Genomic DNA, 15531 nt, shown 5'->3' on the forward strand with positions numbered 1-15531 from the left:
TAATGTCCAGACCTCTAGGTGAATCATCATTTGAAGAAACAACGATAGAAAGATTAAAACGCTTAGACTACGAATATTTACATGCACAAGAATTGTTCCAGCGTGGGGAACGCAATCAATTACAAGATGTAATATTAACTAGTAGGTTGGAAGCCTTTCTTAAAAAGGCTTATCCAACCATCCCTGATAATGAGATTAGAAGGCTTGCGCAACAATTTATTTCACCAGACGGAGTAAAACTAATTCAGCGTAACCAGCAATTTCATGAAATGCTAGTTAAGGGAATAGAGTTTAAGTATGAATTAAACGGTGAAACATTTGTGCCACATGTGTTTCCAATTGATTGGGAAGAACCAACTAATAATGACTTCCTTGTTGTAAATCAATTGTCTGTGGAAGGCCGAATGTCGCGCAGACCTGATATTGTTATTTATGTAAACGGACTCCCGCTCATTGTCTTTGAATTGAAGAATCCCAATAGTGAGCAGGCAACAGTAAAAGATGCATTTACTCAAGTTCAAAATTACACCTATGATATTTCGCAACTTTTTAACTACAATGCCTTTACAGTTGTTTCAGATAACGTTGAGACAAAACATGGTATGCCATTTGCTGATTATGATTTTTTTGCTTCATGGAAATCCATTGACGGAAGAAATGTAGATAACAATCGGGCTAATACTATGCGGACGTTAATTGAAGGTCTCTTTCCCAAAGACCGTCTGCTAAACTATATTCGCAACTTTATAGTATTCCTAAAGGCAGGGGACAAAACAAAGAAAATAGGAGCAAAATACCACCAATTTTTCGGGGTTAATTTTGCAGTTAAGGAAACTGTTCGTGCAACAAAGCCAGACGGAGATCGTAAAATCGGAGTTATGTACCATACAACTGGTTCAGGAAAATCATTGAGTATGCTTTTCTTTGCAGGGATATTAAGTAGGCATCCTGAACTGAATAACCCTTCTATTGTAATCCAAGTGGACAGAAATGATTTAGACGAACAATTGTATGATACTTTCGTTGAGGGCGAGTCACTAATTGGAAAGGTTGAACGGGCTAGTAGCACTGAAAAATTAAGATCAATACTTAGAGGTGAGGCCACCCCTGTTGTCTTTTCTACCATAGAAAAATTCCGATTAAAAGGAGAAGAGACACAACACCCTGTACTTTCCGAAAGAAGGAATATCGTTGTAATTGCAGATGAGGCACATCGTACGCAGTCAGGATTTGAAGGTGGTTATGCTGCACAATTGCGTTTTGCACTTCCAAACGCCTCCCATATCGGCTTTACAGGAACACCAGTAGATTTTGTAGGAAACAATACTGAAGAGATATTCGGACATACTATACATCGTTATGACATGGCACAGGCTGTTGCTGATAAGGCAACATTACCTATCTATTATGAAAGCCGCTTAATACCGCTGGATTTAACAGCAGAGGACATTGATGAGCAATTTCAAGATATATTTGTAGATAATGGTGAAGGTGACGAAACAGAAGGTTATAAAAGAAAATGGGCCGCTTTAGAAAAAGTTGTGGGAACTCCAAAACGGCTCAAACGCCTTGCAAACGATATCGTATCACATTTTAATTCAATGGCCAATCCTTTTCAAAAAGCAATGATTGTATGTATGAGCCGCCAAATTGCTGCTGATTTATATAATTGTTTAAAAGAAGTAGAAGGTTGTCCAAAAATGGAAGTAATTATGACGGGTGATGTATCAAAGGACCCGCGTGAATGGCGAGAGATTCATGAGGGTAGCCAATATTCACATATTAAGTCTAAGAGTGAACAGGAAGACGTTAAGGCTAAATTACGGGACCCTGAAGACCCTCTTAAATTTGTTATAGTAGTAGATATGTGGTTAACGGGTATGGATGCACAGCCGCTTTCTTATTTATATGTTGATAAGCCTATGAAGGGTCATAATCTAATGCAGGCCATTGCAAGGGTAAACCGTGTTTTTCCCGGCAAAGAAGGTGGAATTGTTGTTGATTATATAGGTATTGCCACTTCCCTAAAGGAGGCAACCCATAAATATACAACAGGTGGAGGCAATGGGAACCCAGCATATGATATTACTGAGGCAATAAGAATTTTTAATGAGAACTTAGAATCTGTTAGAAATTATATACCTTCTACTATAGTGATAGACGGTTGGAGACATAAACCGCAGATAGATAGAGAAGATTTTATAGCAGACATAGTAAATGTGCTATTAAACAGTGATACAGAAGATTATATACAGTATGCGACAAAATTAGAAAAATCGTATCAACTCGTTAAAAATCAGCCAGAAGTAATGGTACTTGCTGATGAGGTTACTCTATACCTAATGTTAAAGGCTCAACTACGAAAGCATTTAAGACCTCCGGGTGGAACTGGAGGAGGGAATAAGACTTTAGAAGAGCAACTGTCAGCATTATTGGATCAGAATTTACTCGCTAAAGAAACGGTAGATATATTCAAAGTTGTTGGAATCGAACGACAAGATATTAGCATTCTTGATGAGCAATTTTTGGCCGATTTAACAAAGAAAGAACATGAGGATTTACGGTTAAAACTACTGAAAAAACTTCTTGAGGACAAAATAAAAGTCACATTTAAGCAGAGGAGTCCTCAAACTAAAACGATGCAAGAGTTGTTAGAAAAAACTTTAACTGAATACCATAATCGTGTCATTCAAGCAGCAGATGTCGTTCGAATGATGATAAAAATGCGCAAAGAAATGGAAGAAGAAATGCGCAAAAGACAGGACTTAGGCTTGTCAGAGGAAGAAATTGAGTTTTATAAAGCAATTACTTCAATGGAGGATGCCGCTTTTTCAAACGAGTACTTAGCCAACTTGATACACAAAGTAGTTAATGAGTTGAAAAAGAAACTCGATGTTGATTGGACTAGCCCACATCGCCAAGATGTTTATGCCAAAGTGAAACTTGCTGTCAAAATGGTATTAATGAAAGAGAAAGTTACTGGACAACAACTTCAATTCTTAACTAATAAGTTTATGGAACAGGCTGAAGAACAGTATAAAGGTTGGCCGATGGACGCATAAAGAAAGTTCAAAAATGAAACAGATACCAACTATTTTTCGAGGTATCTGTTTTCTTTTTAGATATTTCTTCCTAGAGACTGAATAAAAGTAGTAGAAGAAAATAAATAGGTGATTTAAAAGGTTAACTTACAAGAAATAGAACTTATTAGACTCGATCAGTCTGGTAGAAAGAACAGAAATAGAAAACGAACTGTTTAAGCCCATTAGGGCCTTTTTTTATGGGCTTTAGAGCCATTTACACTTATATTATCCCATGCTTAATATGTCTTTTTATTCGTGATATAAGTATTTATAGAGCAAGAATAATCACTTAACACTGTGCTTAGAGAATACTTTTATTAGGAGGTGAAAGGGAAATGCAAATGCTAAAAAATAACATGATAGTTTGCCTAGATACCGTTAGAAATCAATTCAAGAAAGCAAACGAGAAAACAGTTGAAACATTGCAAGACGGCTACTACATAACAGTTCAAATCTGGGATTCATATCCCACAGATGGAATTACTGACGGATTATCTTACTCTTACAAACTTACTGATGAAGAAATGGATTACGTTAAAAGATAATTAATACTTACCACCTTACAGACAAGAGAAAAACTATTAAAGACAGAACTTGCTAAGGACAGAAGGAGGCTGATACATATGCTAAAAATTGCTATCAACCAATTCTCCACTTTATACGGAATTAACAAGGTTGAAGAAACAAATTTAACTTTCAAAAATGACAATATCTCCATTACCTCATTTCTGCTAATGAGGGAGTACACAGACGGAGATAAGAGTATTTCAGTAACTTACACTGTTCAAAGAAATGGGCAGAAAATGTTCGCATGTCTGGATACAGAAGATTTTATACAACAATTTATTTTCGGGCAAGGAAGTGTCTTAAAGGTATGGGAAAGAGAATATATAAATAAACCTTCCTATGAAACATTCAAGCAACTGCAAGATATTCGAAATGCTTCTGTTGGACATGCCGTTTATACTTACGGATTACTGTTTGACGAAGAAGTAAAGTTAGGTAAATCTTTAACACAAATCTACAAAGAGAACCGCAAGGCTCACGATTTCTTATTTAACTATTTAAACAAAGCAGAATAGGAGTTCTGCACAAGGAGAACTAAAATCACTAATCACAATATACATACATAACACTGACTACACCATTCTCCCTTTTCATATAAAAGGAGGATGATTATATATGGCAATTTTAAATGTTTCAAATAACAACGCTAACGATAATTTCATGGAAGAGGTTAAAAGAAGAGAACAAGAATTATTCGCCAAAATGGCTAATAAGCCATCTGATACTATGATCGACGAGGATATTTGGGGAGAAGAGGAAACTCAAGAACCAGAAAAGGTTGAGCAACAAAAAAAGATAAAGATTATTCCTAAAAAAGAAGTAGAAGTAAAACCTTACATATATAAAGATGAAAAAGGTAAGGAAAGAATTAATTTAGGTGTATTCTCTGAATACATTATTCAAAAATATCCAGCAATTATTGTTGGAGGTTGGATGTTTTTCTACAGAAACGGTTTCTATCAAAAAGGCCGTCATAAGGAAGAGAACACGATTATCAAAAGGGAGTTAGGCATTAAGTTCTTTAATCGTAATCTCATTGAAGAAACTGTCTACTTATGGAAAATCGATGATCGTGTTAGTAAAGAGGAAGAAGACTTGAATCCAGACCCATATATTCTAAATGTTAAGAATGGACTTCTTGACTTAAGAACAATGGAAGTTAAGCCTCACACTCCAGAATATATCAGTACTATTCAAATTAATGCTAATTACAATCCAAATGCTAAAAGTATTTACTTTAAAAAGTTCTTAAATGAGGCTGTTCCTGATATGCAAATTCAACAAGTTTTAAGTGAGATTATTGGGTACAGTTTAACCTTCTTCTACAACAGCAAGAAACGTATCTTCCTTTTCTACGGTCAAAAGAATACTGGTAAGTCTACTATCCTGAATGTAACTTTAGAGGCACTCCTTCCAAAGGTTGCTAAACTTCACAGACAGTTAACAGAGTTTGCAGATGACAAGTATGCAGGTGCAGATTTACTTGGTAAAACAGTTAATATCTATGGAGACTTAAGTTCAAAAGCACTTACTGACACTGGTACTATGAAGAACCTAACTGGTAAAGACGGCATATCTGCACAACATAAGTTCGGTCACTCTTTCGACTTTGTTAATAAATCAAAATTCGTATTCTCCACAAACAAACTACCACAAAACAGTAGTAGTGATACGAGCGATGCATTTTACGAACGTGTAATGATTATTCCATTTGAAAAACAAAAGAAACAAGACGAAATTGACGAAACTCTTGAACGGAATATCATTGATAATGATTTGGATTACATTCTACTTTGGGTAATTGCTGGATTGAAAAAATTTATAAATTCAGGCTTTAAATTCACTGACTCTGCTGAAATCCAAAGAAGAGTTGCTAACTACGAAAAAGAAAACAATACAGTACTTCAATTCGTTGAAGACTGCTGTGTGGTTGGGGAAGACGAATATGTTACTCCTAATGACTTCATGAAACTATATGAACTATATTGCGAAAAGGAGTTAGAGCAGGACTCTAAAATCAAAAAGAATGTACTTGCTATCATAAAGGCTAAATTTGACATTATCACTAGAAGTGACAACGATGCAGCAGGTCGTATACCGGGGACGAAAATCTCTGCTTGGAAAGGTGTAGGTATTGATTTTGAAAAACTAAATGATTTTCACTATCTGATTAACCTTCCACTTGAGAATTATGTTAAATTCAAACAGTTGGCAAATGCTAAAAAGAATGGAAGGTAACACCAGAGGGGGAATAATTCTCCCTCTATTTTTATTTCACAAAAAAGTAGTTTACCCAAGAATACTAGTATTACCCAAAAACTTGGGTAAATGGGATTTTTTTTGGGTAAACAGAAACCCTTATGTATCAAAGGTTTAAAGGGTCTTACCCAAATTTTTGGGGTAAAGTATTATTTTCGGGAAAAGCCGAAAGCCCACAGCCACACGGGGTTAAGACACTTTTTACCCAAATTTACTATAAAACTATTAATGTTTTGTTTTAAAAAATTATTTATTGTTTGTAGATAGTTTTATCTTTTATGTTTTATAAACATAGATAGTAGGTTCTGTGTTGGTTTTGGGTAAAAAAATAGGGATGAGCCTACAGCCACAAGGGATAGAGCCTTCCCGAAAAATATTCACTACCCAATTTTTTTGGGTGAGTGGGAAAAAGCCTTATGTATCAAGTATTTCTGTTTACCCAATTTTTTTATTGTTTATCTGGTTTTTTGGGTAAAGGATTGACTTTATTATTTCATTATTATTCTATTATCAATTCCTTTCTTAATCCTTATCAAATCATTACTCATTTATTATCTATTTTAAAATAAAGGGAACCCTTGTTCGGAGTTGAAGTGTATAGATGCGAAAAATTTACTCCAGAAAGGTTGCACTCTATGATAAAAGGTAAACACTTAAACAAAACTTTTTATGTAAAAGGCAGTCACGAAGAATATACTTTTATTATTTCAAAAATGCCAAAGTTTGCTTGGATGAAACATACGGACAGCAAATATATGTACTTTTTATACATTGTTCGTTCCGTTGAAAATTTCGTAGATAAAAAGAAACAGAAAGAAGAATATTTATGTTTCCACAAAGTTTATTTTGACTTTGGAGAATTAATCAGAGGTATCTTACCAGTTCTTCGAGAATACATTCTAGACAATGTAAAACTATTTAAACTTTTATCACTATGTGAACAACTTAAAGAACCAAACGAAGACCCGCTCCACGTTACAGCAAGTGGAGAATAACAGTAGGGAATTATCCTTACTGTCTTTTTCATTTCCAGTATTTACATCGTCCAAAGATTAAAGCCGTATCTCTAGCGTAATTGAATAAGTGTATAAGGACTTCAAGCACTTGAAAAACACGTGGACAAAACTAATATTTATTACGATTCAAAAATAGAGTGGGGATATATTCTCTACTCTTTTTTTTGGTAACGAAGGGAATGTAAGTTCAGTAAATAAATGTATATATGTAATAAATTTTCTAAAGATAAGGGGGATAACTCATGACAGGAAAAGACGTAGATTATGTAAGAATATTTCATGAAGACTATATTTTTATTTTTGCAAAACAGCCACGCTTCAAATGGGTGAAACATACTGTAAGTGAGAGTATTTATTTTATCTATATTACCCGTATCCAAAAGGATTTCGTAGATAAAAATACCGCAAATGTGGTGAATAACAATTATCTATGTCATAGCCAAATGTTTTTCAATTACCACGATATGATGCTGAGAATTGAGCCTATCTTATCTGAGTATATCTTGGATAGCAATACGATTTTTGATATTGCTATGAAGGTTCAGGAACTTGAATATGACGAAGAAGACTATGTTGAGCAACAGGGATAATTCCTTGTTGTTTTTTATTATATTTTGCAGGAAATTACAAACTAACGTTCTACTGTATAATAGAGGCCGGTATTGTTGCAATAAATGAAAGGGGAGGAGATATATGAGAGAGTACAGTGTTAAAGAATTAATTAGAATTAATGAGTTATTTGAGAGTTCTTCTAGTGTTCGTTTTATTATTTTAAATAAGTTTGTTCAAATAGAAATAACAGATGAGGAAGGTATTGTGTACCCTTACACTGTTACCAAAAGAGAGTTTAACCAAATTAAACGAAACTTTTATATTGAAGAGTTGAATGAAATTATTGAATGTGGGTTAGATGAAGATTTGGATATGTACACGAAAATTAATGCAGAGGTTTCTAACTTTCCAGTTGAAGTAATCTTTATGGACAAGAATGTGCCTTATAGGCAATTTCAATGTAATTTCGAAGAGTTAGGCTTTGTATACAATTCTTTACGAATACAAAGGGGAGCCTGTTAGATGAATGGCGATATGAACCAAAATGATATACCAACAATAATGGGAATAGATGCCTCTTTAACAAACAGTGGAATCGCTATCACAACCTTCAATAAAAAAATAATTATACTCCAAACAATAAAAACAACTTCAAACACTCCCGTTAAAGAAAGAATTTTATTTGTCCACCAAGAACTTGAGAGATTAATAGAAGAGTTTAATGTTCGGTTAGTACTTATTGAGAACAACTATACAGGAGGCTCTAAAGAAGTAAATTGGATCATTGGAGTAATTTATTTAATTACAGCAAAAAGAGGGTTGGAGATTAAAACCTATCCACCTTCAACTATTAAAAAAGTAGTTACCGGTAATGGTAGGGCAAATAAGAAAGAGATAAAGCCTTCCATAAATAAAATTTTTGGTGAATTAAGAACCAACGAACACATACGAGATGCTCTTGCTATCATACACTGCTATTTTTTAAAGGAAAATGATAAGAATGTTGATAAGTTGTGCTGATTTAACGATTTTGGACTATAAGCGCAACTAAGGTTTCGCTATATGTTACATACAAGTAATTAAGATTTAGATAAGAAGAAAGAAACTAAAGAGCAGCCTAAAGGTTTGCTCTTTTTCTTTGTTGATAATACTAATCCTAAAGGAGTTGATAATATGTACAAACACGATATCCATAAAGCAATGACCTATATGATATTTGTTATGTTTACAGTAGTTATTTTGCTTTGCACTGTCCCGCTCTCTTTCAAAGTAAATGAATATACCTATATGATAACGCTGCTATTTTCTTCCACAGGTGCTATGTTGTATTCTGAAGTATATCTAGGCGTAAAACAGTCAGTAAAGGAAAAAGGTAAGTGGGTAGTTATCTTTAGAAATATATTTATCCTTCCTTTTTTCTTTGTTAATTGCTCACTTGTCCTTTTGTTTATTTGGTTCTTAGTTTCAAATGATGTACTTAATTCTTATTACTATATCTACTATACCTTTGTAGGTGGATTCACTTGGCTCATTAGTTATCAAATCAGTAAAATATTCCCGAATATACCTTCAATGGTCTTCAGTAAAAAGGAGCAATAGTCCCGCTCCTTTTTCTATTGTTCAAAAAACGGTTTATGCCTATATTTGGTTTTCATTTGGCCCTGACTGCATCCTCAGATCGACGTATAATAATAGAATACCAATAAATTTAGGAGAATAGGGGGCGTTCAATATAGAAATACTTATACCTAATAAAAAGACGAGGCTGAACACTCATTTATTCAATTTCTTATGTAGACTATTTGCTATCTTATTGTTTGCTCCTTTAACCTTACAATTCTGGGAAAATAGTTTTATGACATACTTTATTATTGCATACCTGACTATGCAGGCTGGGGGTTACATATATAAGCGTATGTATATTCCAACATATCACTATGCTGTATATGAAAATCATAATAATGATTTGATGCCTCCAATATTTTCTTGGATGATGCATACATTAATATTATTTGTGTCCATGGTTACTGGGGTAATATTATTTTTTCAAGGCTACGGCGTATTTTCTTCTTTTATAATGCCTTTCTTTTTCTTCATAGGAGCAATTTGCTGGAACCTTGTCATTTATACTGTTATGGAAGAATTAAGAAAGAGGTGATTTAGTTTGCAAAATGAAAGTGAACACAATCAACCAAATTTTAAAGAAATTAATTCGAATATACGCTTTATTTTTGTACTGTTCATATGGTCCATTATTTTTTGTATCATTTGCTCAGTTATGTTATATCCAATAAATTATTTAACCCTAAAGATTCCCCCAACTTACTATTTTTTATCATTTGCTACAGTGTTTATTAGTAGTGGTGTTCTATTTCACCGATTCTATTTATATATGTACGATCATTTTGTAGTCTTAGCAAGTAATCAAAACGAAAGATTTTGGAATGTAATTGCTCTTATTTTGTTTAACTTAACTGGTCCATTCGCTGGGTTATTAATTTATCTGTTTACAGGAAACCTGATTTTTGGGGGAATTACAGTTTTAGTTTATTTCTACGGCTCTGTGAGTTGGTATATACCTCTTAATCTTATAAGGAAGGAACTTAAGAAAAGAAGAGAAAGGATCTATAATACGGTCTTCATAGACGAGGACGGAAATAAACGGCTTTATTTCAAGATTTAAGATTGGGTAATACTATGAACAAATACTAATGATTATTAACCCTTCTGAAAGATTAGTAATTATTAATTTTTTCAAGGCTCTAAGAGGCATTTAAAAATTTTTTGTTTATAAAAGAAGGAATTTACCGATACAAAATGAAATAAACAATGTCAGGATAAATCATTCCCCTTAGATTCTTCTGACAATGTCCTCTAATTCTTTTGCCGCTTTCTTGTGATTACTTCTATTTTGATTTGTAATAATAATACACAAAAAAGATCAAATGGTTTTATTAACTATTTGGTCTTTTCTTAATTTTATAGAAGAAATTGAAGACTTCTCATAATGGGGTATTAGTAAAAATTTATTAATGAAAATAATAAATTCATTGCCCGAAAAAAATCCATACTATAGAAGAAAAATTAATGCTTAACAATGAAAAAAACGAAAGAAAACGAATAGATAAGAAATCCAATAACATTTATTTATTTTATTCATTTTTGGCTTTATTCAGCACTTTTTTGCTGATTTTAAGGAATTGCAATTTTACATGGCTGCTATATTTTCGGATCGCCAATTTTACCATGTTTGTGACAAATTTTAAGAATAACACCTTCAAAATAGAGGTTTTCTTGTATTGAAATATAAAGAACAAATATAAAATAACATTTATGATAGAGGGGATATTCGTAATGACAAATGAATTAGAAGTTCTGGTAGATAGTATTAATCGCATTGCAAATGGCTGTATCATTGCAGCAGCAATCTTTTTTGGAATAACTTTACTAAAGTTTTTTATTTTTAATAGGGTTAAAGATAATTTGCCGGAACAAAAGGCAATTAGAATTGAGAAAATCCTTGAATGGACAAGTTTAATGACATTCAATATTGGTATAATATGGGCAATACTGTTCTTTTAGTAGTATTAATTGATTAATTGAAAAATGGGAAATTATTTTTCCCATTTTTTTATATTATTTTGACATTAAATGATGAGATGGCAGTGGTTTCATAAAATGAAATAGTCCCTTTTGAAATTATAGTTATTTAAATGAGAGATTTGCTTATTAATTGGATTTCGGAATCGAATATAAACTGTTAAAATAAGGATATGAAAAAATAATTTATTCTAAAATGATAGAGGAAGTGTAATTTTGGATATTCACGGATATGACTTTGATTTTATTTGTGAGATAAAGCCTGAATGTGATCTAATTGGTAGAGTTAAAGAATTCACACCTCAGAATGAATATATTAATTTACAGAACCTCCTTCTAAATAAATATGGTGAAGGTCCATTTTGCAGTTTTACAATTCCAAGTGAATTTAGAAATAAAGGTGTCTACGCAATAAAGGTTAGTAATGAAGTAGTTTATATTGGTGAATGTGAAAACTTCTCACAAAGATTCAATGCAGGTTATGGACAAATATCACCAAGAAATTGCTTTGTCGGAGGACAATCTACCAACTGTAGGATTAATAACAATATTTTAATGGCTAGTAAGAGTAATCAAGAAATAATGCTTTATTTTCATGAAACTGACAATAGGTTTGAAGTTGAAATGAAATTAATAAATGATGTTATCCCCAAATGGAACATTTCTAGAGGGAAAATGAAAAAGCAACGAAAGCATAATCAAAAATTTATAAATGAAACTAGATCAAATATTTCAAATACTAATTCAACTTGTAGAGATGAATTACTTACTGCTGTAGAATTCATCGTTAAAATTAAAGGCAAGAATGAATTTAGTGTAAAAGAAGTTGTTGATTATATGATGGAATTGGAAACGAATTATAAGGAGTCCACTATTAGAACTCATATTACATCGAAGTGTTGTGTAAATGCTCCTAGTAATCACACCACTGTATACAATGATTTTAGAAGAATTAGTAAAGGTATATATGAATTGTATAATCTCTCTAAATAAAAGAACCTTCCCGTAAATAAGTAAATGCCGGGAAGGTTTTTCTTTTTATGTTCCAAGAAGGCAGCCAAAGTAAAATTTTCAATATTGCATAGATTTATTGCATAGAATAGGTATTCCATGCTATCATGCGACCAAATAACAGTGAAAATGAAATGAAAAAGGGCCATTAACAGTAAAAAAATATTGCATAGAATTATTTAAGTCAAAATTAGTGGAGGATAGTATATGATTAACCAATTTACAGAAGAAGCACTAAGGGGAAAATCAGAGCAGACAATAAAAACTTATGTTCATGCAATAAAGCAATTTAGTGAATGGTTGGAAGGTGCTGGAACTGACTTAAATTGCTATGCTAGGAGTGATGTCCAACAATATATTGATTTTTTAGTAAGTAGGCGTAAAAGCGCTGCAACTATAAATAAAATCTGGAATGCAATTAAGAAATTTAGTAAGTGGTCGAATAAAGAAAATACTATTGAAGATATTGCCGTAGTTAAACCGGTTGATTATAAGAACGAGGCGCCAAAAGCACTCAATCGTCTTGAAGTTAACCGACTAATAAGAGAAATTGATAGGAATGATAACAAACGTGATATGGCAATAGTACAATTACTGATAAATTGTGGAATACGCCTCTCAGAATTAGTATTTTTGGATAGGTCCGATATTGTTTTGAGTGATCGAAAAGGCGAGGTTAAAGTCAGAAAAGGCAAAGGAAACAAAGAGCGATCAATTCCCATAAATAAGGAAGCACGAAGAGCATTAGTAAAATATCTCGAAGAAAGATCTGATACTGAAGAACCTCTATTTCTATCAAACAGGGGCAATAGAATTAGTACAAGAGCCGTTCAGTATATATTAGAAAAGCAAGGGTTTAATGTGCATGCACTGAGACATACTTTTATCACATCTCTTGTTCGAAATGGTCAAGATATAAGCGTAATCCAATCGCTTAGTGGCCATACAAGTGCTGAAATGGTACTTCGGTATTCTGCTCCTACTGAAGAAGATAAACAAAATGCAGTTGAGGATTTGTGGTTGGGTTAACTCTTACAGAATTTATTTAATGTCGATTAGATATTATAGTAGAAGAAAAAATTTAATATTAGGGGTCATTCTATGCTTAAGTATTTAAATAATGCTGTTTTTAGATTGTATCAAACTGAAAAGAGCAAATATAAATCATCACTGTTTGATTTAATTGATGGCGATCGTGAAACCAAGCAAACTAAGGGTCTAGCATATTTATTTAATCTGTCCTCGGAGTTTTTAATAGAATTTTTATCTATAGATATAATACAAGAAGTAATCAAGAAAAAACTTAGTAAGAATGAGTTTTTACAATTCTTAACTTGTGATTTTTTGAAAGTGGATGCTGAAATGATAAGTGAGGGAGAGGAGAAGATTAGAAGAGATATTACCCTAACCTTTTTTCACAAAAGCAAAAAAGTGCTTGTATTAATTATTGAAGCAAAAAATATCAGACTAGATATAAAAAATAATTTAGAAGAACAACTAGAGAGATATGTAGATCCTAAATACTTCCCACATGATGAACATGTGCCTAAAATTGCTGTTGCACTAACGAAGTATAAGCAATCATTCAAGACAGAATCATTCCTTTCACTGACTTGGGTTGAAATGATACAAGTCCTTCATCAAACGCTTCAATTAAATTTAGATTCTACAAAATCGATAGTTTTAACGGATTACTATAAATTCATTACAGGAGTAGATAAAGGTATGAACTATTATGAAAAAGAAATACTATCTGTTCCAGCAGGAAAAACGTTTGAAGAAATCAGCAAATATCATATACATGCTTGTCCAGATATCCCTTCATATAACTACCGTGATCCTATTTTCATTACATTTCGTCAAAAGAGTGGAGGTGTAATGAATAAATTATATAAAATTGAAGACATTCTAATCCTTGTTCCAGAAAATTTATCTGTTCTGAAGGATATATCTGAAAGTGACTTCTCATATAAAGATAGACTGTTAGCATATATAGAGGAAAGAAAAAATGGGCATGGTTTCAAGAGGAATGACACGTATAGATTCTATATTCTCTCTGAAAGTGATCACATATCCTTGTCTCATAATCCACGTCCTGAAAAAAATAATGCTGGTGGCTGGTACTATACTTTATCTGAAATGTTAAGTGGTAGACAAGTTGTATTCACTGATTCTAAATAGTAAAAAAGGATCTTATTAAAAATATTGGTAAAAACTCAAACCATTCTTTATGTCACAGTATTTTCACTAGTATATGGAATATATTTTATAACAAGTTATAAGGGAAGGAAAAGTTGATAAGTGTCTTAAGGAGAATATATTGAAACTTCTAAAACACTTTGAACCTCAAGTTGTGTGTGATTCCAATGCTTACTTCTGAAAATATTTCCACTTATATTAACAGTAAAGAGAACTATGTTAAAACAAAATAAAGTTTGCAGAATGAGAAAAAAGTCTGCTTGAGAAGAAAAAAGTTTGCACAAAGTCTCGTGGGTGTATCCATAGTATGGATATATTCACGGGGCTTTTTTATATAAAACTGTGGTGGTAATGGGGTTTTCCTTTCCCCTAACGGGGTGGGTGATTTCTGCATAAGTACAGCACAAGGGACACTCCTGAATCTCTGAATTAGAAGCAAGGTTTCCAAGCAAATAATAGAAAGCCCACGTCCAGCAACTTGTAATAAGCCCAAGCAAGTTCCTCGCCCATAAAAAAATAAATAAATATATATATAAATAATTAGGCATTGGTCAGGTGGTAAGTCAGGGAATGATGGTGGTACAGGGGAAACCGTAAGGTATAGTAGTGTGCCTCATCTTTCGAGGGAATCGACGTCCCGAAACGTGTGATTCGCTCCAGACTTTAGCACTCGCCCATAAAAAAAATAAATAAATAGGTATCGGTCACGAGGTAAGTATGGGGATGGCGGTGGTAAGGCGAAACCGTAAGATATAGTAGTGTGCTTTAGCCCAAGTCCCGAAACGTGTGATCGGCTTCAGACTTTAGCACTCGTCCATAAAAAATAAATAAAAATTAAAATAAATAATTAGGATTGGGTAACGAGGTAAGTATGGGATTGACGGTGGTAAAGGAGAAACCGCAAGGTACTATGTATAAGAGATTAGATTATCGAATTGGAAACGTATCTTCGATACCCCTTTATTGGCAATGTCCGAATATCATATCTGAAATACTTATGCCAGCACCTATCCATTGTGTAAATCAGGTATACCCCATCCCCATATACGGAACGACTCCTCCATTCTCAGATATACTCTCCCAAAATAAATGGCTTATCTTCTCTTAACCTATAGCCCAATACATTATTCCACTAATATCGTCAATTCCAGCAAATATAAACAATTGCATAGATACTTTCTTCAGAAGGCATGAATTGGATATAGAACAGGAGGCACCGTAAGGTGCCTTTGTTAGTTTTAGGC

At 33.0% G+C, this 15531-nt stretch carries 13 protein-coding genes; all 13 read left to right on the forward strand.

Translation table 11 applies throughout. The features are described 5' to 3' along the window. Positions 1 to 2 precede the first annotated feature (2 nt). The 13 genes from C1726_RS06545 (at position 3) to C1726_RS06615 (ending at position 14269) form a co-directional block, all read left to right on the forward strand. Complete coding sequence (locus C1726_RS06545; protein WP_102272453.1) at positions 3 to 3062, forward strand: type I restriction endonuclease subunit R; 3060 nt, start codon at positions 3 to 5, stop codon at positions 3060 to 3062. Positions 3063 to 3418: 356 nt separating this feature from the next. After that, the gene (locus C1726_RS06550; protein WP_102272454.1) at positions 3419 to 3628 is read left to right on the forward strand and encodes a hypothetical protein; all 210 of its coding nucleotides are present in this window, start codon (positions 3419 to 3421) and stop codon (positions 3626 to 3628) included. A 78-nt stretch (positions 3629 to 3706) separates the two neighbouring features. Continuing rightward, positions 3707 to 4165: a hypothetical protein gene (locus tag C1726_RS06555; RefSeq protein ID WP_102272455.1), complete on the forward strand. Its 459-nt coding sequence runs from the start codon at positions 3707 to 3709 to the stop codon at positions 4163 to 4165. Between the two features lie 100 nt (positions 4166 to 4265). Further along, complete coding sequence (locus C1726_RS06560) at positions 4266 to 5888, forward strand: DNA primase family protein (protein WP_102272456.1); 1623 nt, start codon at positions 4266 to 4268, stop codon at positions 5886 to 5888. A 656-nt stretch (positions 5889 to 6544) separates the two neighbouring features. Beyond that, entirely contained in the window at positions 6545 to 6904 is a 360-nt protein-coding gene (locus C1726_RS06565) for a hypothetical protein (protein ID WP_102272457.1), read from the forward strand. Positions 6905 to 7167: 263 nt separating this feature from the next. Continuing rightward, the gene (locus C1726_RS06570; RefSeq protein ID WP_102272458.1) at positions 7168 to 7515 is read left to right on the forward strand and encodes a hypothetical protein; all 348 of its coding nucleotides are present in this window, start codon (positions 7168 to 7170) and stop codon (positions 7513 to 7515) included. 103 nt (positions 7516 to 7618) lie between these two features. Beyond that, positions 7619 to 7999, forward strand: coding sequence for a hypothetical protein (locus C1726_RS06575; RefSeq protein ID WP_102272459.1), 381 nt, complete (start codon positions 7619 to 7621; stop codon positions 7997 to 7999). Next, positions 8000 to 8497, forward strand: coding sequence for a crossover junction endodeoxyribonuclease RuvC (locus tag C1726_RS06580; protein ID WP_102272460.1), 498 nt, complete (start codon positions 8000 to 8002; stop codon positions 8495 to 8497). It begins immediately after the preceding gene. 153 nt (positions 8498 to 8650) lie between these two features. Then, on the forward strand, positions 8651 to 9076 hold the full coding sequence (locus tag C1726_RS06585) for a hypothetical protein (protein ID WP_102272461.1): 426 nt from the start codon (positions 8651 to 8653) through the stop codon (positions 9074 to 9076). Positions 9077 to 10831: 1755 nt separating this feature from the next. Further along, a complete protein-coding gene (locus C1726_RS06600) occupies positions 10832 to 11059 on the forward strand; it encodes a hypothetical protein (protein ID WP_102272464.1) in 228 nt (75 codons plus the stop codon). 234 nt (positions 11060 to 11293) lie between these two features. After that, positions 11294 to 12070, forward strand: coding sequence for a GIY-YIG nuclease family protein (locus tag C1726_RS06605; protein WP_102272465.1), 777 nt, complete (start codon positions 11294 to 11296; stop codon positions 12068 to 12070). A gap of 225 nt (positions 12071 to 12295) precedes the next feature. Then, positions 12296 to 13117 (forward strand): tyrosine-type recombinase/integrase, encoded by an 822-nt coding sequence (locus C1726_RS06610; protein WP_102272466.1) that lies wholly within the window; start codon positions 12296 to 12298, stop codon positions 13115 to 13117. A 72-nt stretch (positions 13118 to 13189) separates the two neighbouring features. Beyond that, the gene (locus C1726_RS06615; RefSeq protein WP_102272467.1) at positions 13190 to 14269 is read left to right on the forward strand and encodes a hypothetical protein; all 1080 of its coding nucleotides are present in this window, start codon (positions 13190 to 13192) and stop codon (positions 14267 to 14269) included. The last annotated feature ends 1262 nt before the right edge of the window (positions 14270 to 15531 follow it).

Source organism: Cytobacillus massiliigabonensis (assembly GCF_900199725.1).
GTDB classification, from domain to species: Bacteria; Bacillota; Bacilli; order Bacillales; family Cytobacillaceae; genus Cytobacillus; species Cytobacillus massiliigabonensis.

Coding starts and splice junctions, on each gene's coding strand:
- C1726_RS06545 (WP_102272453.1), top strand. CDS start 3: ATGTCCAGACCTCTAGGTGAATCATCATTTGAAGAAACAACGATAGAA.
- C1726_RS06570 (WP_102272458.1), top strand. CDS start 7,168: ATGACAGGAAAAGACGTAGATTATGTAAGAATATTTCATGAAGACTAT.
- C1726_RS06550 (WP_102272454.1), top strand. CDS start 3,419: ATGCAAATGCTAAAAAATAACATGATAGTTTGCCTAGATACCGTTAGA.
- C1726_RS06610 (WP_102272466.1), top strand. CDS start 12,296: ATGATTAACCAATTTACAGAAGAAGCACTAAGGGGAAAATCAGAGCAG.
- C1726_RS06615 (WP_102272467.1), top strand. CDS start 13,190: ATGCTTAAGTATTTAAATAATGCTGTTTTTAGATTGTATCAAACTGAA.
- C1726_RS06585 (WP_102272461.1), top strand. CDS start 8,651: ATGTACAAACACGATATCCATAAAGCAATGACCTATATGATATTTGTT.
- C1726_RS06575 (WP_102272459.1), top strand. CDS start 7,619: ATGAGAGAGTACAGTGTTAAAGAATTAATTAGAATTAATGAGTTATTT.
- C1726_RS06565 (WP_102272457.1), top strand. CDS start 6,545: ATGATAAAAGGTAAACACTTAAACAAAACTTTTTATGTAAAAGGCAGT.
- C1726_RS06580 (WP_102272460.1), top strand. CDS start 8,000: ATGAATGGCGATATGAACCAAAATGATATACCAACAATAATGGGAATA.
- C1726_RS06560 (WP_102272456.1), top strand. CDS start 4,266: ATGGCAATTTTAAATGTTTCAAATAACAACGCTAACGATAATTTCATG.
- C1726_RS06555 (WP_102272455.1), top strand. CDS start 3,707: ATGCTAAAAATTGCTATCAACCAATTCTCCACTTTATACGGAATTAAC.
- C1726_RS06600 (WP_102272464.1), top strand. CDS start 10,832: ATGACAAATGAATTAGAAGTTCTGGTAGATAGTATTAATCGCATTGCA.